We start from the raw sequence: 25,775 nt of genomic DNA on the forward strand, positions 1-25,775 counted from the left end.
AATATGTCGGCAGGAGGGAAGTTTTCTCCAGCGCGCGCTTAAAACTTATGCATTTGGCCTTCTTTACTAGGCCAGAGGGATATTGATCGCTTGTAATGGTTTGCCGTCCCGGTCGTGGTAATTAACCTGAATGTGCTCTCTATCAACGACCAGATGGGCAAAATTGTCCTGGCTGACCACCTGGCTGGTCAGTTCATGACGGTAGTCCCCCGCAGCCGTTTTCGCCAACGGCTGATCCAGGATGAACGTGGAGGCCTTGGCATAAGGCAGCAGTTTGCTGTTGCACAGGGGCGAGGAAACGATGGTGTGCACCTCGAAGTCCGGGTCTTTGCTGTGGGTCAGTCGACTCGTCAGGGAGCCGTGGACATCGCCCGACACGAAGATCACGTTCTTGATGCGGTGCGTACGAATCGTTTCCAGCAATCGCAGGCGTTGTTCCGGGAAGGCTTTCCAGGCGTCATCGCCCAAGGTTTTGCGGTCGGGGTAGAACATCACGCTGGTTACCACAAATTTGACCCGGGCCGGGCTGTGGATCAGCCATTTGCACAGCGCCTGTTCCTGTTCTTCATCAAGGATACGGCGATCATCGACCGACAAATTGCGTCGAGTGCGGCTGTCGGTGACAAACCATTCAATATCGCCGTTGGCGAACTGATACCAATACTGTTCGAGCTTTCTGCTTATCTGTCCGTCGGAAAGTAATTCATGCGCAGGGCTATGGCTGGCTTGATATAACTCATACGCGGCGATGGCGTTTTTGTATAAGTAATCGTCCGTCTTGCTTTTGTTGGCAGGCCAGTTGTCTTCTATTTCATGGTCGTCGAGGATCATGTAAGTTGGAGTGCCGGACATTAACTTGCTGATGTTGGGTTGAGAAAAAGCAATTCGGTACTTGCTGAGTATTTCCTTGTACTCGCGGTCGGGAGCAATAACGTTCAAGTCATCGACGTAGATTTGATCGCCTGTCATCAACGTGGCGCTGATGGGCGGCTCCGTCCGCTGCGCAAGGTGTGCGATCGAAGCGAAAATCCGGTCGCCCAGGTGCGGGGCCGACGGTATCCCTGCGGTCATTCGAAGGTAGCGGCATGAGCCAACGATATACGCCCGCGGCGTGGTGATTTTGCTGGACTGCGTACGAAAGCGATAAATATCCCGAGGCCATTGCAATGGCAGCTCCTGGACCGTCTCCACGGTATGCACCGGGCTCATCGGGCTGAACCAGCCGGCCTGATATTCGTACTCGGTGTCGCTGGCCAATTCATTGAGTGCAATCACATCGCTCATGTCGCGCACGATCATCAGTTTTACAAATTCGCCTCGGGACCAGTGCTCTTCACCCTGGCGTCGATAACGAACACCCGCAAATACCAATGAAGTGTCTTGAAGTTTGCCGCGAAGAAAAATGCGCGCGTGGTTTGTAGTTGTGTGGCCAATAATAGGGCCGACAGTCGGTTTAAACATATTCGAATCCATTCGAAGTGACGCTAACTAAGTAGAAGGGGTTGCAGTATTTAAAAGAAAATACTGTCGAACTAAGACTAGTTAGTACGCAAAAAAAAATATCGAGCGAAAGTGGACTGGCGTTGTGGCCGACGTCAGCAACGAATGTAGGAAGAAACTTTCTGCCAGGCAAAAAAAGCCCCGCCAAATTGGCGGGGTTGAGGTACGAGCGTGGCGCTCGGAAAACGTGGAACGCGAACGGCCCTCCGGTGAGAGAGGGCCGTTCGGTGTTACAGCAGGATGGTGCGGATGTCCGCCAGCAGGTCGCTCAGACGCTTGGTGAAGCGTGCAGCAGCGGCGCCGTTGATCACACGGTGATCGTAGGACAACGACAACGGTAGCATCAGTTTCGGCTGGAAGGCTTTGCCGTCCCAGACTGGCTGGATGGTTGCCTTGGAAACACCAAGGATCGCCACTTCCGGCGCGTTGACGATCGGCGTGAAGCCGGTGCCGCCAATGTGGCCAAGGCTGGAAATGGTGAAACAGGCGCCTTGCATGTCGTCAGCGGTGAGCTTCTTGTCGCGGGCTTTGGCGGCCAGCGCAGCGGCTTCGGCTGCCAGTTGCAACAGGCTCTTCTGATCGACGTTTTTGATGACCGGTACCAGCAGGCCTTCAGGGGTGTCGACCGCGAAGCCGATGTTCACGTACTTCTTGCGGATGATCGCTTTGCCGCTAGGTGCCAGCGAACTGTTGAAGTCCGGCAGTTCCTTGAGCAGGTGCGCGCACGACTTGAGCAGCAGCGGCAGGATGGTCAGCTTGACGCCAGCCTTCTCTGCAACGGCTTTCTGAGCGTTGCGGAACGCTTCCAGGTCGGTGATATCAGCCGAATCGAACTGAGTCACGTGCGGAATGTTCAACCAGCTGCGGTGCAGGCTCGACGCGCCGATTTGCATCAGGCGAGTCATCGGCACTTCTTCGGTTTCACCGAAGCGGCTGAAGTCCACGACCGGAATCGGCGGGATGCCCGCGCCGCCGGTTGCGCCAGCCGCAGCGGCCGGTGCTTCCTTGGCCTTCTGCATCATGGCTTTGACGTAAACCTGCACGTCTTCTTTCAGGATGCGACCGTGCGGGCCACTGGCGCCGACGGCGTTCAGCTCGACGCCGAACTCACGGGCCAGTTGGCGTACAGCCGGGCCGGCGTGAACCTTGGCGCCTGGCTTGGCCGGTGCAGCGGCAGGTGCAGCAGCTACCGGAGCAGCAGCCGGTGCGGCGGCAGGAGCTGGAACGCTCGGTGCAGCAACGGCCGGAGCCGGGGCAGCGGCAGGCGCAGCGCCTTTGACTTTGAGCGTGAGGATCAGGTCGCCGGTGCCGACTTCGTCATCGAGCTTGATGGAAACGCTTTCCACCACGCCAGCGGCAGGCGACGGGATTTCCATGCTCGCCTTGTCGGATTCCAGGGTGATCAGCGACTGGTCGGCTGCAACGGTGTCGCCGGCCTTGACCAGGACTTCGATGATCTTGGCCTTGCCCGACGAACCGATGTCCGGAACGTGGATGTCCTGAATGCTGTCGGCAACCGGTGCAGCCGGGGCTGCTGCAGGAGCAGGCGCAGCGGCAGCAGCTGGAGCGGCAGCCTGGGCTGGAGCAGCAGCCGGTGCCGCGGCACCCGCCACTTCCAGATCCAGGATCAGGTCGCCAGTGCCGACTTCGTCGTTGAGCTTGACGCTGATGGCCTTGACCACGCCAGCGGCAGGCGACGGGATTTCCATGCTCGCCTTGTCGGACTCCAGGGTGATCAGCGATTGATCAGCTGCGACGGTGTCGCCGACCTTGACCTGGATCTCGATGATCTGGGCCTTGCCCGCCGAACCGATGTCCGGCACGTGCACTTGCTGAACGCTGGCAGCAGCCGGCGCAGCAACAGGAGCAGCGGCAGGCGCAGCAGCCGGTTTGGCTTCAGCCTTGGCGGCTGGTGCAGCGGCAGCCGCAGGGGCCGCGGCTGCGGCACCTTCGACTTCCAGCTCCAGCAGTTCGTCGCCTTCTTTCAGGCGATCGCCCAGCTTCACTTTCAGGCTCTTGATGATACCGGCCTTCGGCGCAGGCACTTCCATGCTCGCCTTGTCCGACTCAAGTGTCAGGATGCTCTGGTCGGCTTCGATACGGTCGCCGACCTTCACAAACAGTTCAATTACTTCACCTTCACCGCTGCCGATGTCAGGTACGCGAATGAGTTCGCTCACAGAATCTCTCCTCAGCAGTCCAGTGGGTTGCGTTTTTCCGGGTTGATACCGAACTTGGTAATGGCTTCAGCCACAACCTTAGGTTCGATGTCACCACGGTCAGCCAGTGCTTCCAGGGCTGCCAACACCACGAAATGACGGTCGACTTCGAAGAAATGACGCAGTTTCTTGCGGCTGTCGCTGCGGCCGAAACCGTCGGTGCCCAGGACTTTGAATTCCTTGGACGGGACCCACTGACGAATTTGCTCAGCGAACAACTTCATGTAGTCGGTAGAAGCGATCACCGGACCTTTACGGCCGTTCAGGCATTCTTCGACGTAGCTCAGTTTAGGCTTCTGGCCCGGGTGCAGACGGTTGGTGCGCTCTACGGCCAGGCCGTCGCGACGCAGTTCGTTGAAGCTGGTAACGCTCCATACGTCAGCGCCGACGTTGAACTCTTCACGCAGAATCTTCGCCGCTTCACGCACTTCACGCAGGATGGTGCCGGAGCCCATCAGCTGAACGTGGTGCGCCGCTTCGCGGGTGTCTTCTTCAAGCAGGTACATGCCTTTCTTGATGCCTTCTTCGGCACCGGCCGGCATGGCTGGCTGCTGGTAGGACTCGTTCATCACGGTGATGTAGTAGAAGACGTCCTGTTGCTCTTCGGTCATCTTCTTCATGCCGTCCTGAATGATCACCGCCAGCTCGTAGCCGTAGGTCGGATCATAGGTGCGGCAGTTCGGGATGGTGGCAGCCAGGATGTGGCTGTGACCGTCTTCGTGTTGCAGGCCTTCGCCGTTGAGCGTGGTCCGGCCGGCGGTGCCGCCGATCAGGAAGCCACGGGTACGGCTGTCGCCAGCGGCCCAGGCGAGGTCGCCGATACGCTGGAAGCCGAACATCGAGTAGAAGATGTAGAACGGCAGCATTGGCTGGTTGTGGCTGGAGTACGAAGTACCGGCAGCGATGAAGGAGCTCATGGCGCCTGCTTCGTTGATGCCTTCTTCGAGGATCTGGCCCTTCTTGTCTTCCTTGTAGAACATCACCTGGTCTTTATCGACTGGCTCGTAGAGCTGGCCGACGGAGGAGTAGATGCCCAACTGACGGAACATGCCTTCCATACCGAAGGTACGGGCTTCGTCCGGGATGATCGGAACGATGCGCGAGCCGATTTCCTTGTCCTTGACCAGTTGCGCGAGGATCCGCACGAAAGCCATGGTGGTGGAAATCTCGCGGTCGCCCGAGCCATCAAGGATTGCCTTGAGGGTATCGAGTGGCGGCGTTGGCACGCTGATGCTCTTCGCGCGGCGCTGTGGTACGAAACCGCCCAGTGCAGTGCGGCGCTCGCTCAGGTAGCGGGCTTCGGCGCTGTTTGGCTCTGGCTTGAAGAACGGCAGATTTTCCAGCTCTTCGTCTTTGACCGGGATGTCGAAACGATCGCGGAACAGCTTCAGGCTTTCAACATCAACCTTCTTGGTGTTGTGCGCGGTGTTCTTCGCTTCGCCGGCACCGGTGCCATAACCTTTGATGGTCTTGGCCAGGATGACGGTTGGCTGTTCTTTGTGGTTGACCGCTTCGTGGTACGCCGCGTAGACCTTGTACGGGTCGTGGCCGCCTCGGTTGAGTTTCCAGATCTCGTCGTCGGACAGATCAGCAACCATCGCCTTGAGTTCTGGCGAGTTGAAGAAGTGTTCACGCACGAACGCGCCGTCTTTGGCTTTGTAGTTCTGGTACTCGCCGTCGATGACTTCGTCCATGCGACGTTGCAGGATACCGTCGACGTCCTTGGCCAGCAGTGGGTCCCAGAAACGGCCCCAGATGACTTTGGTCACGTTCCACTGAGCACCGCGGAACACGCCTTCGAGTTCCTGGATGATCTTGCCATTCCCGCGAACCGGGCCGTCGAGGCGCTGCAGGTTGCAGTTGATGACGAAGATCAGGTTGTCGAGCTTCTCGCGGCCAGCCAGCGAGATGGCGCCCAGGGATTCCGGCTCGTCACACTCGCCGTCGCCCAGGAAGCACCAGACTTTCTGCTTGCCTTCAGGGATGAAGCCACGGGCTTCCAGGTACTTCATGAAACGTGCCTGGTAGATCGCCTGGATCGGGCCCAGGCCCATGGATACGGTCGGGAACTGCCAGAAATCAGGCATCAGCCAAGGGTGCGGGTAGGACGAGAGGCCCTGACCGTCGACTTCCTGGCGGAAGTTGTTCATCTGGTCTTCGGTGATGCGGCCTTCCATGAACGCACGGGCGTAAACGCCTGGCGAGGTGTGACCCTGGAAGTAGATCAGGTCGCCGCCGTGTTCGTCGGTCGGGGCCTGGAAGAAGTAGTTGAAGCCGATGTCATACAGGGTGGCGCTGGAGGCGAAGCTGGAGATGTGACCGCCCAGGTCAGAATCTTTCAGGTTCGTACGCATCACCATGGCCATCGCGTTCCAGCGTACCAACGAGCGAATGCGGCGTTCCATGAACAGGTCGCCAGGCATGCGTGCTTCGTGGGTTACGGGAATGGTGTTGCGGTACGGCGTGGTGATGGCGTAAGGCAGCTGCGAGCCACTGCGGGTCGCCAGTTCGCCCATACGGGTCATCAGATAGTGAGCGCGGTCTTCGCCTTCTTTGTCGAGAACCGATTCCAGGGCGTCCAGCCATTCCTGGGTTTCGACGGGATCGAGGTCTTGCATGGCTTGCTCCAGGGCGGAAAGGCTTCCAGAATCGGTTGCCTGAGTTTGCGACTGGCCTTGTGGGCAGACGATATAAATTCTTGGATTGCCGAGAGGTTGTTCCGGCGGCGTGTAGTTTTACTACAAATCTTCGGGCATTTCAGCCTTTCGAATGTATATACGAGTAGTAAAACTACAGATGAATGGCTTGTGGCCTCCGGCTGCGTTGTGAGAATAATCGTTAAGGTTGGTCTTTTACCAACCACAAAAGGTGAAAGCTTGATGTTCACTGCCAAAAATAAAGAATTTTCAGCTATTTCTAACTTTTGTTCGACAGTCCTTCACGTAGTGCAATATGAAAATTCACTACATGCAACCCGTTGTACGCCGATCAAGGATAGACCATGAGCCTTCCCACGCTTGCCGAACTGCCCGGCATTCTCCTGCCGCTTGTCACCCGCGCCGAACAGTCGCTGCGCACCGCCGTTGCGGCCCTTGAGGACGATCATCGGCTCTCCACCTGGACACCTGAACGCTGGGCGCAATTCGCCCGCGTCGTGGCCGCCAGCGACTTTGTGATTGAACAGAGTGTGCGTGACCCTTTGATGTTGCTGGGGCTGGTTGAGTCCGGCGAATTGGATCGCGGTTTTGCCCCCGGCGAGTTGTGCGGGCAGATTGCGGCAGCGGTGAATGCGGCGCAAACCGAGGACGAACTCGGCCGCGCCCTGCGCCGTCAGCGCACCCGCCAGCAAGTGCGGATCATCTGGCGCGACCTGACCCGCCAGGCCGACCTGGTTCAGACCTGCCGCGACCTCTCGGACATGGCCGATGCGAGTATCGATCAGGCCTATCAGTGGTTGTATTCGCGTCATTGCGAGCAGTTTGGTGTGCCGACCGGCCGCCGCAGTGGCGAGCCGCAACAAATGGTCATCCTCGGCATGGGCAAACTCGGCGCGGTGGAGTTGAACCTGTCGTCGGACATCGACCTGATCTTCGCCTACCCCGAGGGTGGCGAAACCGTCGGTGTGAAGCGCTCACTGGATAACCAGGAATTCTTCATTCGTCTGGGCCAACGCCTGATCAAGGCGCTGGACCCGATGACGGTCGACGGATTCGTGTTCCGCGTCGACATGCGCCTGCGCCCTTACGGTTCGGCAGGTGCGTTGGTCTTGAGCTTCAATGCGCTGGAGCAGTATTACCAGGATCAGGGGCGTGACTGGGAGCGCTACGCGATGATCAAGTCGCGCGTGGTGGCGGGTGATCAGGTGACTGGTGCGCAATTGCAGGACATGCTGCGCCCCTTCGTTTACCGGCGTTACCTGGACTTCTCGGCCATCGAAGCGCTGCGCACCATGAAGCAGCTGATCCAGCAGGAAGTCCGGCGCAAAGGCATGGCCGACAACATCAAGCTCGGCTCTGGCGGCATTCGTGAAGTCGAGTTTATCGCCCAGGCGTTCCAGCTGATTCATGGCGGCCGCGACCTGAGCCTGCAACAACGCCCTCTATTAAAAGTACTGAGCACACTGGAAGGTCAGGGTTACCTGCCGCCGGCAGTGATCAGCGAGTTGCGCGAAGGCTACGAATTCCTGCGTTACACCGAACACGCGATTCAGGCGATTGCCGACCGCCAGACCCAGATGCTGCCGGATAGCGCGCAGGACCAGGCGCGCATTGCCTTTATGATGGGCTTCGCCGACTGGGACGCCTTCCATGAGCAACTGATGTATTGGCGTGGGCGCGTGGCCTGGCATTTCGCTCAGGTGATTGCCGATCCTGATGAAGAGCAAGGCGGCGAAAGCGAAGTAGTGGTTGGCGGTGAATGGCTGCCGTTGTGGGAAGAAGCCCAGGACGAAGAGGCGGCTTGCCGGCAGTTGGAGGAGGGTGGTTTCAAGGACGCCACCAAGGCCCTGAAAGCCTTGGCGGGACTGCGCGGCAGTCCGCAACTTCGTGCGATGCAGCGTTTGGGGCGTGAACGCCTTGATGCCTTTATTCCACGCTTGCTGGCTCAGGCCGTCGAGCATGCCAACCCCGACCTGGTGCTGGAGCGCGTGCTGCCGCTGGTTGAAGCCGTGGCCCGTCGTTCCGCCTATCTGGTGTTGCTGACCGAAAACCCCGGCGCACTGCGACGCTTGATGACCTTGTGCGCCGCTAGCCCGTGGATCGCCGAGCAAATCACGCGCTTCCCGCTGCTGCTCGACGAATTGCTCAACGAAGGCCGGCTGTTCAAGCCACCACTGGCGCCGGAGCTGGCCGCCGAATTGCGCGAGCGCCTGATGCGGATTCCCGAGGACGACCTCGAACAGCAGATGGAAGCCCTGCGCCATTTCAAACTGGCGCACCGCTTGCGCGTCGCCGCCTCGGAAATCGCCGGCAGCCTGCCGTTGATGAAAGTCAGCGATTACTTGACCTGGCTCGCCGAAGCTATTCTTGAACAAGTGTTGGCCCTGGCTTGGCACCAGACCGTGGCCAAGTACGGCACGCCGTTGCGTGCTGACGGCAGGTTGTGCGATCCCGACTTCATCATTGTCGGTTATGGGAAAGTCGGCGGGCTGGAACTCGGGCATATTTCGGACCTGGATCTGGTGTTTATCCACGATGGCGATCCACTGGCAGAAACCGACGGACCAAAACCAATCGATGGTGCGCAGTTTTTCACCCGCCTGGGGCAACGGATCATTCACTTGCTGACGGCACAGACCAACTCCGGTCAGCTGTATGAAGTGGACATGCGCTTGCGACCTTCGGGTGCAGCGGGGTTGCTGGTGAGTTCGCTCGGTGCATTTGCCCGTTATCAACACGGCGAGGCCTGGACCTGGGAGCATCAGGCGCTGGTTCGGGCGCGAGTGCTGGTGGGCAGCGCGGATGTCGGTCGGGAATTCGAGCGGGTTCGCGCGGCGGTGCTGGGCAAGCCGCGAGACCTGGCGACCCTGCGTCAGGAGGTCAGTGAGATGCGCGCGAAGATGCGCGATAACCTCGGCACCAAGAGTACGGCGGCCGGGACCGGGGCGAATGCCTTCGAAGCCACGGCGCCGTTTGATCTCAAGCAGGACGCCGGAGGTATCGTCGATATTGAATTTATGGTGCAATACGCGGCCCTGGCGTGGTCCCAAGCGTGCCCGTCATTGCTGCGCTGGTCTGATAATTTCCGCATTCTGGAAGAGCTGGCAAACGAAGGGCTGATGCCCGCCGAAGACGCCAGCTTGTTGCGCGAGGCCTATAAAGCCTATCGCTCCGCCGCTCACCGGCAGGCCTTGCAGAAGGACGCCGGGGTCATACCGGGCGACCAGTTCGCGGATGAACGGCGACAGGTGTTGCGAATCTGGCGTGAGCTGGGGCTAAGCTGAAGCGGGATATTGAAACATCCAATACCCAATGTGGTGGTGAGTGAGCTCGCTGCCACAAAAGATCTGCAGTGTTTTGTAGAATTCTCGAGGCGGGGAGGCGTATGCCTCCCCGGTTCGTTTTTGGAAACCACATGAAAATTCTGATCGTTGGGCCCAGTTGGGTCGGTGACATGGTGATGGCGCAGACACTGTTTCAGTGTCTCAAGCAACGCCACCCGCAATGCGAAATCGACGTCCTGGCCCCCGAGTGGAGCCGGCCGATCCTGGAACGCATGCCCGAAGTACGCCAGGCCTTGAGCTTTCCGCTCGGCCACGGCGCTTTGGAGCTGGCGACCCGGCGGCGTATCGGCAAATCCCTGGCCGGTCAGTACGACCAGGCGATTTTGCTGCCAAATTCGCTGAAGTCGGCGCTGGTGCCGTTCTTCGCCGGCATCCCGAAGCGCACCGGCTGGCGTGGCGAATTCCGCTACGGCCTGCTCAATGACGTGCGCACGCTGGATAAAGAACGTTATCCGCTGATGATCGAGCGCTTCATGGCCCTGGCCCATGAACCCGGCGCCGAACTGCCGAAACCCTATCCACGCCCGACCTTGCAGATCGACCCGGTCACCCGCGAAGCGACGCTGGCCAAGTTCGGCCTGGCCCTCGACCGCCCGGTGTTGGTCCTGTGCCCCGGTGCGGAGTTTGGTGAAGCCAAGCGCTGGCCGTCCGAGCATTACGCCAAGGTCGCCGAAGCGAAGATTCGCGAAGGCTGGCAAGTCTGGTTGTTCGGTTCGAAAAACGATCACGCCGTGGGCGAAGACATCCGGGCGCGCCTGATTCCCGGCCTGCGTGAAGAGTCGGTCAACCTCAGCGGCGGCACTTCGCTGGCCGAAGCCATCGACTTGATGTCCTGCGCCGATGCCGTGGTGTCCAACGACTCCGGCCTGATGCACGTCGCCGCCGCGCTGAACCGCCCATTGGTGGCGATCTACGGCTCGACGTCGCCAGGTTTTACCCCGCCGTTGGCCGAGCATGTCGAAGTGGTTCGCCTGGGTATCGAGTGCAGCCCCTGCTTCGATCGCACGTGCCGGTTCGGTCATTACAACTGCCTGCGCCAGCTCATGCCGCAAGCGGTTAACGAAGCCTTGCAGCGGTTGCAGGGCACTGTGGTCGAGGTCAAATAGTTTGCGGGTTCTGTTGATCAAGACGTCTTCGCTGGGCGACGTGATTCACGCGCTGCCAGCGTTGACCGACGCGGCCCGGGCAATCCCCGGCATCAAGTTTGACTGGGTGGTGGAAGAAGGCTTTGCCGAGATCCCGACCTGGCACCCGGCCGTGGGCAAGGTGATCCCGGTGGCGATCCGTCGCTGGCGCAAGAACATCTGGCAAACCATCAAGAGTGGCGAGTGGAAGCGCTTCAAACAAAGCGTTCGAGCCACAAAATATGATCTGGTGATCGACGCTCAGGGCTTGCTGAAAAGCGCCTGGCTGACGCGTTACGTCAAGGCGCCGGTCGCCGGGCTGGACAAGGATTCGGCACGCGAGCTGATGGCCGCGCGCTTTTACTCCCGTCGCCTGGCGGTGGGCCGTGGACAACACGCGGTAGAGCGGGTGCGTCAATTGTTCGCGCTGGCATTGGGCTACGACTTGCCCAAGGGTCTGGGCGATTACGGCCTGAACGTCGAACGCCTGGTGGAACTGCCGCGCAAGAATCCGTACGTGCTGTTCCTGCACGGCACCACGTGGGACACCAAGCACTGGCCGGAAGCCTACTGGCGTGAGCTGGCCGAACGCGTGGGTTATCTCGGCGTCGGCGTGAAGCTGCCGTGGGGCAATCCGGTAGAGAAAGCCCGGGCCGAGCGCATCGCCGCCGGGTTCCGTCATGTCGAAGTGCTGCCCAAGCTGAATCTGGCGGGCGTCGGCAAGGTCCTGGCCGGTGCACAGGCGTGTGTCGCCGTGGACACCGGCCTGGGTCATCTGGCCGCCGCGCTGGATGTGCCGACCCTGTCGCTGTTCGGCCCGACCAACCCGGGCCTGACCGGTGCCTATGGCAAAGCGCAGATTCACATCGCCAGCGACTTCCCGTGCGCCCCGTGCCTGCAAAAGAAATGTACGTATCAACCGACGGCCCAGGATGCCCGTCAGTTTGACCTGAAACGCGAGTGGCCCCTGTGCTTCACGCGTCTGAATCCCGAGCGTGTCGCGACCCGACTGAGCACGTTGTTACTGGCTGAGGAGCTGCGCTGATGCAATTGGCATTCGTCTTGTACAAGTATTTTCCGTTCGGGGGCTTGCAGCGCGATTTCATGCGCATCGCCCTGGAATGTCAGCAGCGCGGCCATCAGATTCGTGTCTACACGTTGATCTGGGAGGGCGACGTTCCGCCGGGTTTCGAAGTGCTGGTGGCACCGGTCAAAGCGCTGTTCAATCATCGGCGCAACGAGAAGCTCAGCGAGTGGATGGAAGCCGACCTGGCCAAGCGTCCCGTGGATCGGCTGATCGGCTTCAACAAAATGCCGGGCCTGGACGTTTACTACGCTGCCGATGGCTGCTTTGAAGACAAGGCGCAGAATCTGCGCAACTCGCTGTACCGCCGTTGGGGCCGCTACCGGCACTTCGCCGAGTACGAGCGCGCGGTGTTCGCCAAAGACGCCAAGACCGAAGTGCTGATGATTTCCGAAGTGCAGCAGCCGCTGTTCATCAAGCATTACGACACGCCGCTGGAGCGTTTCCATCTGCTGCCACCGGGCATTTCCCAAGACCGTCGTGCACCGGCCAATGCCGCTGAGATTCGCGCCGGGTTCCGTGCCGAATTCAACCTCAAAGACGATGAGTTGCTGCTGGTGCAAATCGGCTCCGGGTTCAAGACCAAAGGCGTGGATCGCAGCCTCAAGGCACTGGCCGCGCTGCCCGCTGATCTGAAGAAACGCACCCGGCTGTTTGTAATTGGCCAGGATGACCCCAAATTATTCCAGATGCAGAGCGCCACATTGGGCCTTGGCGATAACGTGACGTTCCTCAAGGGCCGTAGCGATATCCCGCGTTTCCTGCTCGGTGCCGACCTGTTGATCCACCCGGCGTACAACGAAAACACCGGGACCGTGTTGCTCGAAGCCCTGGTGGCCGGGCTGCCGGTATTGGTGAGTGCGGTGTGTGGCTATGCCCATTACATCGCCGAGGCCGACGCCGGCCTGGTGCTCGACGAACCCTTCGAGCAGGCACAACTGACCCGATACCTGACCGGTATGTTGAATGACGCTCAAGCACGGGCGGCCTGGAGCCGCAACGGTCTGGCCTTTGCCGAGACGGCCGACCTCTACAGCATGCCGCAGCACGCGGCCGATGTGATTCTGGCGGAGCGCGCTAAATGAAGTTGATGCTGGCTGAACCGTTCAAGAGCCTTTGGGCCGGACGCGATGCGTTCACCGAAGTCGAAGGCCTCGAGGGCGAGGTTTACCGTGAACTGGAAGCGCGCCGGACCTTGCGCACTGAAGTGAACGGCAATGGTTTTTTCGTGAAGATCCATCGCGGCATTGGCTGGGGCGAGATCTTCAAAAACCTGCTGACGGCCAAGCTGCCGGTCCTCGGCGCGGGTCAGGAATGGAAAGCCATTGCGCGCCTACAAGAAGTCGGCGTGCCAACCATGACCGCCGTCGCCTACGGCGAGAAGGGCAGCAACCCGGCAGACCAGCACTCGTTCATCGTCACCGAAGAGCTGGCGCCGACCGTCAGCCTCGAAGACTTCAGTATCGACTGGATCAAGAATCCGCCCGAGCCCAGGCTAAAGCGTGCGCTGATCGCCGAAGTGGCGCGCATGACCGGCATGATGCATCGCGCCGGGGTCAACCACCGCGACTGCTACATCTGCCATTTTCTGCTGCACACCGATAAACCGGTGACCGCCGACGATTTCAAACTCTCAGTGATTGACCTGCATCGTGCCCAGACCCGTTCGGCAATCACTCGGCGCTGGCGCAATAAAGATCTGGCGGCGCTGTACTTTTCGGCCCTGGACATCGGCCTGACCCGGCGTGACAAGCTGCGTTTCCTCAAAGGCTACTTTCAACAGCCGCTGCGCCAGATTCTGGCCGAAGAAGCGTCGCTGCTCGCCTGGCTGGAAGGCAAAGCCAACAAACTTTATGACCGTAAACAGCGATATGGGGATGCGCTCTGATGGCGGGTTGGAAACTGGAACCTGCTTACAGTGAGCTGGCAGAGGATTTTGGCAGCCTTGAAGCGGTGTTCGCGCTGCAGGGTGAGCGGCTGACCCGCGACCTGTTGTCCGAGGTCATCCGCGTCAATCGCAACGGCGTCAACTATTACGTCAAACGCTACAACGGTGCCGGCAAAGGCCTGCGCCGTTATCTGGGCAAACCCCGGGTGAAGACGGAGTGGCAGAACCTCAAACGCTTCGCCAAGTGGGGTATTCCTACCGCCGAAGTCGTGGCCTGGGGCCTGGAACGGCGCGGCGCGGCGTACGACCGCGGAGCGATGATCACGCGCGAACTGCCTAATACTGAAGACTTGTCGGCACTGGCTGAACGGCACGATCCCAAGTTGTCGGACCGTGCCTGGGTCGATACGGTCAGTCGGCAATTGGCGGATTACACCCGGGTAATGCACGACAATCGCTTTGCTCATAACGATTTGAAGTGGCGCAATTTGCTGATCGACGATCAAGCCCGACTGTTCCTGATCGATTGCCCCAACGGCCATTTCTGGCGCGGCTTCTGGCTCCAGTACCGGATCACCAAAGACCTGGCTTGCCTGGACAAGGTGGCCAAATACCACCTGTCGGCCACCCAGCGCTTGCGCTTTTATCTGCAGTACCGCCAGCGGGACCGACTCAATGCCGCCGACAAGAAACGGATCCGGCACGTAGTGAGATTTTTCGAGGGACGCGAATGACTGATTTTCTGGCTGCTGAAGACCGTGCGCTGCTTGAACGCCATGGTCTCGCCACGTTCGATGCGCTGTGGGCCAAGCAGCTTGAAGCGGTGGATGAACCCAACACTGTCGGCGGTGGCTGGAGCAGTGTGTTTCGGCTGGATCTGGAAGGTCGTGGTTTCTATCTCAAGCGTCAGAGCAACTACCTGACGCGCACCTTCCACGCGCCCTTTGGCGAGCCGAGCTTTGCCCGTGAGTTTCGCAACATCAGCCGTTATCAAGCGCTCGGTATTCCGGCGCTACAGGCGGTTTTTTTTGGTGAGCGCAAGGTTAATGGCGAAGTCCGTGCGGTCTTGTTGACGCGTGCGCTGGACGGCTGGGATGACCTCGACTCGCTGTTGCAGCGCTGGGCAGACCTGAGCGATGCGCAACATTCGGCCATCCTGAAAGCCTGTGGTGAACTGGCGCGACGGCTGCACAGCGTGCGGCAGGTGCATGGTTGCTTCTACCCTAAACACATTTTCATGCAGGCTACTGGCGACGGTTATCAGGCACAGTTGATCGACCTGGAAAAAACCCGGCCGCTGCTGTTCGGTCAGCGTGATCGGGTCAAGGACCTGGAGCCTTTGCTGCGCCGTGCGCCGGAGTGGACCGCCAGCCAATTGCGCGAGATGTTGGCGGCTTACGTGGGTCAGGCGCAAGACAGCTCGTTGGTGGACAACTGGGTTGCTCGCTTGACCGCGCGGCGCAGTCGCAAGGAGACGCGCTGATGCGTTTGTCCGAACTGAAAACGGCCGGCCGCAGCCCGGGCCTGCCACTGAACATTTCACTGGCCGACGCCGCCGGGACCGCAGAGTTGCAATTGCTGAGCCTGTTGCGGGTCTTGCCGGGGCAGCGATATGTCGGCGCCGGTGTCTGGCGCGGCCGTCCGGTGCTGGCCAAATTGTTGGTCGGCAGCAAAGCGGCGCGACATTTTCAGCGTGAACTGGACGGTGTGCGCTTGCTGGCCGATCAAGGGCTGACCACGCCGCAATTGCTGGTGGACGGTTTGAAAGAAGGCGAGGGCGGCTGGCTGTTGTTTGACTTCCTTGAAGGCGCCGAAAGCCTGGGGGATACCTGGAAACAAGTCGAACACTTGCCGGTGCTGGCGGATATGCAAGGGGCCGTACTGGCCGAAGCGTTGGGCGCTATCGGCCAAATGCACCGCAAGGGGCTCTGGCAGGAAGACCTGCATCTGGACAACCTGTTGCGTCAGCGCGGTCGGTTGTACCTGATCGATGGTGGCGGTGTCTGTGCCGAGACGCCGGGCCAGCCGTTGTCACGGCAAAAGGTGCTGGAAAACCTCGGTGTATTTTTTGCGCAGTTGCCCAAGTCGCTGGAACCGTTCACCGAAGAACTGCTGGTGTATTACCTGTTGAGCAACGGCGAGCACGCCTTGCCGATGGAAGCCTTGCAGAAGCAGATCGATAAGGTTCGCACCTGGCGCTTGAAGGACTTCCTGATCAAAGTCGGTCGCGAATGCACGCTGTTCAGCGTCCAGCGTGGTGCGTTTGGCTTGCGGGCGATCCGTCGCGAAGAAGAAACCGCGATGCTGCCGGTGCTGGAGCAGGCCGACGCGTTGCTCGATGAAGGTCATTTGTACAAGACCGGCGGCGCGGCGAGCGTAGGAAAAGTCGAGGTTGATGGTCGGACGCTGGTGATCAAGCGCTACAACATCAAAGGCTTTGCCCACTGGCTCAAACGCTTCTGGCGTCCGAGCCGAGCGTGGCACTCGTGGCGTGAAGGCAATCGTCTTGCCTTCCTTGGCATTGCGACCCCCAAACCGTTGGCGTTGCTGGAGAAGCGATTTCTCTGGCTGCGCAGTCGGGCGTATCTGGTGACCGAGTATCTGCCGGGACCGGACATCATCGAGCGCTTCGCGCCTTTCGTCGACAGCGGCAACGCCCCTGAAGCGGAACTGCTGGCGCTGGATCATTTGTTCGCCGAGTTGATTGGCGAGCGCATCAGCCATGGTGACTTCAAGGGCCATAACCTGTTCTGGCAGGAAGATCGCTGGGCGCTGATCGATCTGGATTCGATGTGCCAGCATGGCTCGGCGGGCAGCTTTGCCCCGGCCTATGCGCGGGATCGGGCGCGGTTCATGCGCAATTGGCCAGAGAGCAGTGCGCTTTATAAGGTCATCGATCAGCGTTTGCCCAAAGATATCTCTGGCGCTGCCTGAATTGCCATCGTCGGAATGCCACCCGGAGCAAGCTGGCTCCGGGTGGCATTCGGACGATGAGGTCCGACCTGCCACTGAAGATTAGGGGACAAGTTTTTATGAATCGTCCTACATGATCTACAGCCCCCATGAACTGTGCCCTGAATAGCCACGATGCTAGTTTGCCTGACGTTCACGGAGGGCAAGCTTTGACGATAAAAATGGCTGTTATGTTCGGTGCTGTTTCACTTGCGCTAACCGGCTGCGGGACCGCTATGACGGTATTCCAGGACGATGAAGACGCGGCTCGCGGTCTCAGAAAACAAAAAACCTACTGTCAGTCCATTCCCCGGGTTTACAGCGGCCTCGCCTACGATTTTTGCGTATTGAATGCTCCGCCTGACCCCACTGGCTTCCTGGTACCGTTCGTGCTCCTGGATTTAACCTTGTCAGGTGTCCTGGACACGGTTTGCTTGCCTTATACGGTTTATCGTCAGACGGTCGATGGCAATCTCAGCATTTACTGGCGCGCAGGCCGCGGGTAGTTCTTTTTGTAATCCGGTGTATAGCTTCATGTCGACCCCTGACTTGCCCTCTCAGCAGTTTTTTCTTTTTGAAAGCGAAACTGAAGCCGACGCAAATGTAGAGGCGAAAAAGCGCTTGCCGCCTGTTGGGAAATACAGCGATTTCATAATTTATGTCGATGAGAGCGGCGATCATGGGATGCAGAAGCTAGATGCAAACTATCCAATGTTTGTGCTCGCTTTTTGTGTTTTCCATAAAAGACACTATTGCGAGAAAGTTATACCTGCCCTTCAGAAGTTTAAATTTAATCATATGGGGCACGACCTGATTGGTCTGCATGAGCTGGAAATTAGAAAAGAGAAGGGCGCATTCTCTAGCCTGTTCATGTCCAGGCAACACAAACATGCCTTTCTTGATGAGCTGACGGGCATTATCGAAGCAAGCAATTTCGTTTTGATCAGTTGTGTGATCGACAAGGCCGCTCTTCGCGAAAAGCAGGGGGCTGTGCACAATCCCTATCACGTCGCCCTCGGTTTTTGCCTGGAAACGCTTTATGAGTTTTTACAGGAAAAGAATCATCACAATGCGTTGACTCATGTGATTTTCGAACGAAGAGGGAAAAAGGAGGATAACGAGCTTGAGTTGGAGTTTCGTCGCATGTGTGATCGCGCAAATCGACTGGGAATTCAGCTTCCGTTCGACATCGTCTTTGCAACTAAACAAGTGAATTCCACGGGGCTGCAGCTGGCGGATCTTGTTGCAAGACCCATCGGTATGAGCGTTTTGCGGTCAGGGCAAGAAAATCGTGCCTTTGATGTGCTAAAGCGTAAGTTCTACTGCAGTGGTGGTCGTAATAATGTGGGAGAAGGTTTCGAAAATTGGGGTTTGAAAATTTTTCCGTCATCAGAAAGCGAAAAGCCCCGGTGAAACTCACCGAGGCCGCAACGCCGACCGGGATCCCCCAGTCCATTTGCACAGGAGTCTATGGCGACGACTTTCGGCTGTCAACGCGCGAGCCTGCCGTTTCGCGCTAGAGGTTTGCAGTCGCTTTTAAGCTATAATCCCGCCCTTTAGCTGTCTCTCGCCGCTTGCGAGGGCACATTAATTTTTGAGGCGCTTGTCGCCTGCATGCAGACTAAAGAGGCTAGACCCCTGTGGCATTGACGATTCTTGGCCTGTCCGGCGCCCTTAGCCATGATCCTTCCGCAGCCTTGTACATCGACGGCAAGCTGGTCGCGGCGGCTGAAGAAGAGCGCTTTGTGCGCGATAAACATGCAAAGAACCGCATGCCCTACGAATCGGCAAAGTTCTGCCTGGAGCAGGCGGGCATCAAGCCGTCCGACGTTGACGTGGTTGCGATTCCATTCGCCCCGATCAGCCTGTTCGGCAAGGCTCGCTGGCAGTACGCCAAGCGTTACTGGTACGCCCCGGACCGCGCACTTGACGCGATCCTGATGGGCAACCGCCGCTACAAGCGCTATCGCAACAAGATCGTCTGGTGCCTTGAGCAACTGGGCTTCGATCCGAAGAAAATCAAGATCGAACCCGTCGAACACCACTTGGCTCACGCCTCCAGTGCCTACCACTGCTCCGGTTTCAAAGAGAAAACCGCGATCCTTGGGATCGACGGCAAGGGCGAGTACGCCACGACCTTCTTCGGTTACGGCGAAAACGGCAAGATCCACAAGATCAAGGAATTCTTCGATCCAGACTCCCTCGGCGGCCTGTACGGCGCGATCACCGAGTTCCTTGGTTTCGATATGCTCGATGGCGAGTTCAAAGTCATGGGCATGGCGCCGTACGGCGACGCCAGCAAATATGATTTCTCGCGCCTGGCCTCGTTCGAAAACGGCGAGTTGGTGATCAACACCGACTACGCCAACGTGATCGGCCTGCGTCGTTACAAAGAGAAGGGCAAGGGTTACTACTTCTCGCCGAAGCTGATCGAGTGGCTGGGTCCCAAGCGCGAAGGTGACATCGCCGACGAGCCGTACATTCACTACGCGGCGAGCATTCAAGCGCTGTTCGAAAAAATCTCGCTGCAGATGATCGACTACTACCTGGGCGACGTGCTCAAGGAAACCGGCAAACTGGCCTATGCCGGTGGCTGTGCGTTGAACGTCAAGCTCAACCAGAAAATCATCGCTCGCGATGACGTCAAAGAACTGTTTGTACAGCCTGCATCCGGCGACGCCGGCACGGCAGTCGGCGCGGCGGCGTATGTGTCCCACGCCCGTGGCGTTCCGGTCGAGAAGATGGAACACGTCTACCTCGGTCCGTCGTATACCAACGAAGACGTGCTGGCTGCCTGCGCTCGTCACCCGAGCAAACCGGTCTGGCGCAAGCTGAACAACATGCCGGAAAACATCGCCAAAATCATGGTCGACGGCAACCCGGTGGCCTGGTTCCAGGGGCGCATGGAGTTCGGTCCGCGTGCCTTGGGCGGTCGTTCGATCATCGGTTGCCCGAGCGCCGTCGGCGTGGCAGACCGTATCAACCACCAGATCAAGTTCCGCGAGCGCTGGAGGCCTTTCTGCCCGTCGATGCTCGACACCGTTGCCCCGCAAATGATCAAGATCGATCACCCGGCGCCGTTCATGACCTTCACCTTCGAAGTGGCTGAAGAGTGGAAGACCCGCGTGCCGGAAGTCGTCCACGAAGACGGTACGTCCCGCGCCCAGGTGCTCAAGCGCGAATACAATCCGCGCTACTACGACATGATGAAGGCGCTGGAAGTGCTGACCGGCAACGGCGTGTCGCTGAACACCTCGCTCAACCGTCGTGGCGAACCGATGATCTGTTCGCCGACCGATGCCCTGAACATGTTCTTCGGCTCTGACCTGCAATACCTGATCATGGAAGACATCCTGGTGGTCAAAGAAGGCGCGGACGCTTATGACTCGCTCGGCTGAACGCCATGTGCTGCAGTTCTGTCACGGCTATGACGGCCCGTTTCTGGACTGCGCCCGGCAGTACGCCAGCCTGTTCGCGGGGACTGGTTATCGAGTGACCACGGTCTTTCTGACCGGTGCCGCCGATAGCGAAGTTGCCGCGGGCTGTGCTTCCGATGAAGTGCTGTTCATGGAATACAGCTCCAAGGCCATTCGTGGCCTGAAGCTGGGCGCCATCGGCGATCTGCGCAAGATCGCCGCTTCGCGCAATTTCAGCTTCTGCATTGCCCACCGTTTCAAACCGATCTACATCGCCTTGCTCGGCACTTCGTTGCCGGTCATCGGTGTGCATCACGGGTTTGACGATTACAAACGCGGCTCTCGCAAACTCTTCGCCCATCTCTTCCGCAAGCGCCTCAGCCTGCTCGGTGTTTCCGATGCGGTGCGTGACGACATGCGCCGTTGCCTGCCGAAATGGCCGGCCGGGCGGATTCAAACACTCTATAACCGCATCGATGTGCCGGCCTTGCAGACCAGCCAGGTGTCGGTTCGCGAGGCTCGGGAAACCTTGGGCCTGTCGGCGGATGCCTGGATTGTCGGCAACGTCGGACGGCTTCACCCGGATAAGGACCAGACCACGCTGCTGCACGGGTTTGCCTTGGCATTGCCGCAGTTGCCGGCCAACAGCCAACTGGTGATTCTCGGTAGCGGTCGACTGGAACAGGACCTCAAGGAACTGGCCCGTGAACTGGGCATTGGCGATCGGGTGCTGTTCCTCGGCCAAGTGCCGGATGCCCGTCGCTACTTCCGGGCCTTCGATGTGTTTGCCTTGAGCTCCGATCACGAACCGTTCGGCATGGTGCTGCTCGAGGCCATGGCCGCCGGCGTACCGTTGCTCGCGACCGCTTGCGGTGGCGCGAAGGAAGTCGTTGAAGGTGTCGGGATCCTGTTCCCGTTGGGGAATGCCGAGCGTCTGGCTCAAGGGCTGCAGCATCTGGCCGCGATGGACGATCAGCAACGTCACCAGTGTGCCGAGTTGATGCTTGATCGCTTGCGTGAGCGTTTCTCCGACCGCGCAGTGCGCGATGCTTTCTGGCATTTGCCACACGTCACAGAACTGGCGCCGAGGGGCTGATGCTCAACCGATTTCAAGGCTGGCGCGAACGTGGCTGGACGGTAGTCGACGCCTCGACTTATGCACAGGCCTGGCAGCGATTTGGCGGTAGCGTCGCGACGCACCCCATGGTGGTTGAGCGCCTGGCGCAACTGGCCGACATTCCGGTGCGCTATCTGGCCTGGGAACAGAACGGTGACGTGAAAGCCGCCATTCCGACCTGGGGGCGCGACCTCGCGCTGTCCAAGGACGTACTCAAGCGCCGTGGCAAAAAAGGCTTGTTCGACCTCGGCAATGCCGAGGTGATCCTGCCGGCCGCCGCCGATGCTCAAGCACCGCTGCGCCATCGCGGGCGTTATTTGTCGGCGCTGAGCGAGGGCCGTTTCAGCGCTATCAAGTTGCAAGCCGAACAACTGGCCATGGCGCGCACGCCGGAAGAACTGTCGAAGAAATTCCGCTACAACCAGCGCCGTGAATTGCGCCTGCTGGAAGAAGCCGGTGGCGTTGTGCGACCGGTCGCCGAATTTTCCAGCTCGGAGTTGGCCGCGATTTATTGCGACCTGTTCCAGCGCCGCTGGGGGTTCCCGGCCACGGGTGCCGAGCGTATGGGCGAGGTGATCGAACTGTTGCGGGACTTGCTGATCGGTTCGGTGATTTTCCTCAACGATGCACCGATTGCCATTCAATTGGTGTATCGCGTCGAGTCGCCCGAGTGGATCAGCGTCGAATACATCAACGGTGGCGTCGATCCCGAGACCCGCGAGTTCAGCCCCGGCAGCGTGCTGAGTTTTATCAACACGCAAAGCGCTTGGGAACACGCGCGGGCCCTGGATAAGCCATTGCGGTTTTCCTTCGGCCGCGCTGACCGCGAGTACAAGGACCGCTGGTGCAACCCTGTACCGGTTTTTACCGTGTGAGTGAACCCATGAGCCGCAAACAGCAACTGCTCAAGCGCCATCGGCGCAACAAACGCATTAGCCTGCTGATCGCGCTGATGCTGTTGATAGCCATCGGCGTGCTGGTGGCCTGGTGGTTGCCGCTGGTGCTCGCCGTCCTGGGCTGGATTGCCCACGAAGCATGGTTTGCCGATCACTTGTTTTACTCCCCCAAGGACGATTACCAATACAGCTTCCCGGCGTATACCCCGCAACCCAAGGTTCACTTGGAGGGGGAACGTTTGCGCCTGGATGAAGGCGTCATGCTGGTCGACGATGCCACGCTGGTGTTGGCGCTGCGGATTAAAAGCAGCTGGTTGGGGCGCTTTTTTGACCCGGTGGTGGAACTGTCGGGCGGTGACAACCCGGATCGCCAAACCTTTGAACGCGGCGTAAACGGCCTGCGTTACCTGAACCTCAGCGGTCAGGCGCAAGCGCTGTCGCGCGGTGAATTGCGCCTGCGTGGGCGCCACTGCCGCTTGCTCGGCGAGCCGGTGTTGTGGGCGCTGGAGCAGCCCGACTTCCGCCGTCAACGGGTGATGGTGATTGCGCCTCACGCCGACGACGCCGAACTGGCTGCCTATGGTTTGTACAGTCAAGCCGATGAAGCCTGGATCGTCACCCTGACGGCCGGTGAAATCGAAGCCGGGCACTATCAACAACTGGGCCTGGACAAGGTCGAGGCCGCACGCCTCAAGGGGCGTTTGCGTGCGTGGGACAGTATCGCCGTCCCGCGTTGGGCAGGCGTCCCTGAAGCACATTGCGTGCAGTTGGGTTATTTCTGTCTGCAACTGGCCGCGATGCAGGCTACCCCGGCGCAACCGGTGGCTTCGCGGGAAGCGGATTTGAGCGATACGCGTCTGTTTCGCCAGTTGAACCCGTTTGCCCTGCCGGGCGATGCAGACGGAGCGCCGACCTGGAACAACTTGTTGGCCGATTTACGCGAACTGCTGCTGCGCGCGCGTCCTGAAGTGATTGTGCTGCCGCATCCGACGCTCGATCCGCACCCTGATCATATCTGCGCCCAGCAGGCCGTCCTCGAGGCGTTGCAAGGGCTCGAATGGCAGCCGACGACACTGCTCGGCTACGCTAATCACCTGCACGACAACGACCGTTGGCCAATGGGCGATGCCGGTCAGGGCGTCACGTTGCCGCCAGCCTTCGAACCGGCCACGCCGATGCAGCCTTGCTGCCTGCCGTTGTCGCTGGAACTTCAGCGCGATAAAGCCATGGCATTGGGCATGATGCATGACCTGCAACCGCCAATGCCGGCCAAGCGCCGACTGCGCCGGTTGATCCAGCGGCTGCTGGCCGGGCGCAAGCCACCGGTCTACGGCGAAAACGAATTCTTTCGCAAGGCTGTTCGGCGTCACGAGCTGTTGTGGATACTCAAGCACACACCAATAAACGTTTCGCAGCGGGGAGAGTTATGAGCCAGCGGTCAAAGGTTCTGCAGTTGCAGCCTGACTACAACGTCAAAGCCCATGATTTTGCCGACCTCGCGGAGCAGATCGTCAAGGCGCTGCCCAGTGATCGCTATGAAGTGACGGCGGCGTTCCTGCGGGGCAAGCCCGGGCCGGGCGAGGCCGTCAGCCGAGCCGACCGTTCGGTGTATTTCGAGTTTTCCGACAAGTCGCTCAAAGGCATGCGTTTGCGGGCGATGTGGACGCTGTACAAGTTTTGCCGCGCGGAAAAATTCGACGTGGTGATCTGCAACCGCTTCAAGCCTGTGAACATGATGCTGGCGCTTAACCGCTGGTTGAAAGTGCCGCTGTGCATCGGCATTTCCCATGGCTTTGGCGAGTACGACCGGTTTTACCGACGCCGCCAGACCCAGCGCCTGATCGATCGTCACTGGCGTTTTGTCGGTGTCTCCCCGGCGGTCAAACAGTACCTGCTGGATTGCGATTGCGGTTTCACCGACCAGAACACGTACGCCATCACCAACGCCATCGACATCGAGCAGGCTGAAGGTTTGCAGCACAGTCGTGAGCGTGCCCGCGAGTTGTTGGGCATCGACCCGTCGGTTCGCCTGATTGGCGCGCTGGGGCGCCTGGTGCCGGTCAAGGGCCACATTTATCTGTTGCAGGCGTTTGCCGCGCTTAAGGACAAGTACCCGAACACTCAGTTGGCGATCATTGGTGCCGGCCGCGAAGAGTCTCGCCTGAGTGCCGAAATCGAGCGCCTGGGCCTGAACGGGCGTGCGCACTTGCTGGGCTTCAAGGAGATTGCCTTGCAGTACATTCGCGCATTCGACGTCTGGACCATGCCGTCCCTGGCTGAAGGCCTCGGGCTGGCGCTGCTCGAAGGCATGAGCGGGCATCTTCCGGTGATCGCCTCCAACGTGCCCGCCATGCTGCCGCTGATCGAAGGCGCTGGCGGGTTGGCGATTACCCCCAAGGACGTGCCAAGCCTGGTCGCGGCGCTGGACAATTACCTCGGGCTGGCGGATGACGAGCTCAAGGCCAAGGGCGAGCAGGCCTACCGTTATCTCCAGGAACAACATGACATCGAGGTGTTCCGTCAGGAATACCTGAACCTGATCGAATCCGGCCTGGAACAGGCCCGCAAGGAACAACCATGAGCGCCGCGCAACCTCTCGTCACGGTCATCATCGCGTCGTACAACCACGCTCGCTACATCGAGGAAAGCATTCTCAGCGTCCTCAACCAGACCTATAAGAACATCGAATTGCTGGTGGTCGACGACGGTTCCAAAGACGACAGCGTCGAACGCATCAAGGTGTTGCAGGCGCAATATGGATTCGATTTTCGGGTTCAGGAGAATCAGGGGCTGACCAACACGCTCAACGGCGCCATTGCTCGCTCCGGCGGCAGTCTGATCGTGCCGTTTGGTTCCGACGACATCATGCTGCCGGAACGCATCGCCACCCAGGTCGCGCACATGGAGGGCAAGCCCGAGGTCGGCATCTGCGCCGGCAATATCGAGCTGATCGACGCCGACGGCAATCTGTACCCGGAGAAGCGTCAGCGCCGTGACGTGCCGTTCCGTCGCCTGGACTTCGATGACATGTTTCTGGAGCGCAAACCTTATCCACCTGCCCCGACCCTGATGATCCGCCGGGAAGCGCTGGACAAGGTGGGCGGGTTCGATCCGACCATTCGCCTGGAAGACCTGCTGATCGAACTGAAGGTGACCCACGCCGGTTACTTTATCGATGGTCTGAATGTGCTGATGGCGCGCTATCGCAAGCACGCCACCAATTCCTACAAGAACCATCGCTTCATGATCGACAGCATCTTGCGTACCTACGCGCTGTTCAGCGATCACCCGCTGTATGACGAGGTTCGCTACAGGTTTCTCAGCTCGATGTTCCTCAAGACCGCCAACCGTGATCGCAAACTGGCCCGCGAACTGCTGGCGCAGATCCCGTTAAAGGCCTGGAACAAGAAGACCTGGCGTGGTCTGGGGCGACTGTATTTCTCGCCACTGGAAAAAGACTGATCCAGCGCGCCCTACGTAGCAGCTGGCGAAGCCTGCGTCCGGCTGCGAAGCAGTCGTAAAATCAGAACACACGGTGTATCAGGCATACCTTGCTGCCGGGTTGACGACTGCTGCGC

General features: G+C 59.4%; 19 protein-coding genes. 16 read left to right on the forward strand and 3 right to left on the reverse strand.

Annotation, left to right across the window (positions count from 1 at the left end; genetic code table 11):
- Positions 1-66: 66 nt before the first annotated feature.
- From C7534_RS07455 to aceE, 3 genes are all read right to left on the reverse strand, one after another.
- Complete coding sequence (locus C7534_RS07455; RefSeq protein WP_109785408.1) at positions 67-1,461, reverse strand: alkaline phosphatase D family protein; 1,395 nt, start codon at positions 1,459-1,461, stop codon at positions 67-69.
- Positions 1,462-1,730: 269 nt separating this feature from the next.
- Positions 1,731-3,680, reverse strand: a complete 1,950-nt coding sequence (gene aceF, locus C7534_RS07460; RefSeq protein WP_109785409.1) for a dihydrolipoyllysine-residue acetyltransferase — start codon at positions 3,678-3,680, stop codon at positions 1,731-1,733.
- Positions 3,681-3,691: 11 nt separating this feature from the next.
- The gene (aceE, locus tag C7534_RS07465) at positions 3,692-6,337 is read right to left on the reverse strand and encodes a pyruvate dehydrogenase (acetyl-transferring), homodimeric type (RefSeq protein ID WP_046028319.1); all 2,646 of its coding nucleotides are present in this window, start codon (positions 6,335-6,337) and stop codon (positions 3,692-3,694) included.
- A 383-nt stretch (positions 6,338-6,720) separates the two neighbouring features.
- Here aceE and glnE point away from each other — a divergent pair, with 383 nt between their 5' ends.
- The 16 genes from glnE (at position 6,721) to C7534_RS07550 (ending at position 25,659) form a co-directional block, all read left to right on the forward strand.
- On the forward strand, positions 6,721-9,660 hold the full coding sequence (gene glnE / locus C7534_RS07475) for a bifunctional [glutamate--ammonia ligase]-adenylyl-L-tyrosine phosphorylase/[glutamate--ammonia-ligase] adenylyltransferase (protein ID WP_109785410.1): 2,940 nt from the start codon (positions 6,721-6,723) through the stop codon (positions 9,658-9,660).
- 131 nt (positions 9,661-9,791) lie between these two features.
- Complete coding sequence (gene waaF, locus C7534_RS07480; protein ID WP_109785411.1) at positions 9,792-10,826, forward strand: lipopolysaccharide heptosyltransferase II; 1,035 nt, start codon at positions 9,792-9,794, stop codon at positions 10,824-10,826.
- A 1-nt stretch (position 10,827) separates the two neighbouring features.
- A complete protein-coding gene (gene waaC / locus C7534_RS07485) occupies positions 10,828-11,889 on the forward strand; it encodes a lipopolysaccharide heptosyltransferase I (protein WP_109785412.1) in 1,062 nt (353 codons plus the stop codon).
- Positions 11,889-13,013, forward strand: a complete 1,125-nt coding sequence (locus C7534_RS07490; RefSeq protein ID WP_046028328.1) for a glycosyltransferase family 4 protein — start codon at positions 11,889-11,891, stop codon at positions 13,011-13,013. Before waaC ends, C7534_RS07490 begins: the two co-directional genes overlap by 1 nt.
- The gene (gene rfaP / locus C7534_RS07495) at positions 13,010-13,816 is read left to right on the forward strand and encodes a lipopolysaccharide core heptose(I) kinase RfaP (protein WP_046028330.1); all 807 of its coding nucleotides are present in this window, start codon (positions 13,010-13,012) and stop codon (positions 13,814-13,816) included. The genes C7534_RS07490 and rfaP overlap by 4 nt, the downstream gene beginning before the upstream one ends.
- Positions 13,816-14,550, forward strand: coding sequence for a lipopolysaccharide kinase InaA family protein (locus C7534_RS07500; RefSeq protein ID WP_046028331.1), 735 nt, complete (start codon positions 13,816-13,818; stop codon positions 14,548-14,550). The genes rfaP and C7534_RS07500 overlap by 1 nt, the downstream gene beginning before the upstream one ends.
- On the forward strand, positions 14,547-15,299 hold the full coding sequence (locus C7534_RS07505; RefSeq protein ID WP_109785413.1) for a lipopolysaccharide kinase InaA family protein: 753 nt from the start codon (positions 14,547-14,549) through the stop codon (positions 15,297-15,299). The genes C7534_RS07500 and C7534_RS07505 overlap by 4 nt, the downstream gene beginning before the upstream one ends.
- Positions 15,299-16,750 carry a lipopolysaccharide kinase InaA family protein gene (locus tag C7534_RS07510; RefSeq protein WP_109785414.1) on the forward strand — a complete coding sequence of 484 codons (1,452 nt, stop codon included), beginning with the start codon at positions 15,299-15,301 and terminating at the stop codon, positions 16,748-16,750. Before C7534_RS07505 ends, C7534_RS07510 begins: the two co-directional genes overlap by 1 nt.
- A 188-nt stretch (positions 16,751-16,938) precedes the next feature.
- A complete protein-coding gene (locus C7534_RS07515) occupies positions 16,939-17,274 on the forward strand; it encodes a YceK/YidQ family lipoprotein (RefSeq protein ID WP_177412224.1) in 336 nt (111 codons plus the stop codon).
- A 28-nt stretch (positions 17,275-17,302) separates the two neighbouring features.
- Entirely contained in the window at positions 17,303-18,181 is an 879-nt protein-coding gene (locus C7534_RS07520; RefSeq protein WP_109785415.1) for a DUF3800 domain-containing protein, read from the forward strand.
- A 227-nt stretch (positions 18,182-18,408) separates the two neighbouring features.
- Positions 18,409-20,166: a carbamoyltransferase family protein gene (locus C7534_RS07525; RefSeq protein ID WP_046028335.1), complete on the forward strand. Its 1,758-nt coding sequence runs from the start codon at positions 18,409-18,411 to the stop codon at positions 20,164-20,166.
- Entirely contained in the window at positions 20,150-21,280 is a 1,131-nt protein-coding gene (locus tag C7534_RS07530) for a glycosyltransferase (protein WP_109785416.1), read from the forward strand. The genes C7534_RS07525 and C7534_RS07530 overlap by 17 nt, the downstream gene beginning before the upstream one ends.
- Positions 21,280-22,176 carry an antimicrobial resistance protein Mig-14 gene (locus C7534_RS07535; RefSeq protein ID WP_046028338.1) on the forward strand — a complete coding sequence of 299 codons (897 nt, stop codon included), beginning with the start codon at positions 21,280-21,282 and terminating at the stop codon, positions 22,174-22,176. Before C7534_RS07530 ends, C7534_RS07535 begins: the two co-directional genes overlap by 1 nt.
- An 8-nt stretch (positions 22,177-22,184) precedes the next feature.
- Positions 22,185-23,627 carry a PIG-L deacetylase family protein gene (locus tag C7534_RS07540; RefSeq protein ID WP_109785417.1) on the forward strand — a complete coding sequence of 481 codons (1,443 nt, stop codon included), beginning with the start codon at positions 22,185-22,187 and terminating at the stop codon, positions 23,625-23,627.
- On the forward strand, positions 23,624-24,778 hold the full coding sequence (locus C7534_RS07545; protein WP_109785418.1) for a glycosyltransferase family 4 protein: 1,155 nt from the start codon (positions 23,624-23,626) through the stop codon (positions 24,776-24,778). The genes C7534_RS07540 and C7534_RS07545 overlap by 4 nt, the downstream gene beginning before the upstream one ends.
- Entirely contained in the window at positions 24,775-25,659 is an 885-nt protein-coding gene (locus C7534_RS07550; protein WP_109785419.1) for a glycosyltransferase, read from the forward strand. The genes C7534_RS07545 and C7534_RS07550 overlap by 4 nt, the downstream gene beginning before the upstream one ends.
- The last annotated feature ends 116 nt before the right edge of the window (positions 25,660-25,775 follow it).

Source organism: Pseudomonas sp. OV226 (assembly GCF_003148705.1).
GTDB lineage: Bacteria > Pseudomonadota > Gammaproteobacteria > Pseudomonadales > Pseudomonadaceae > Aquipseudomonas.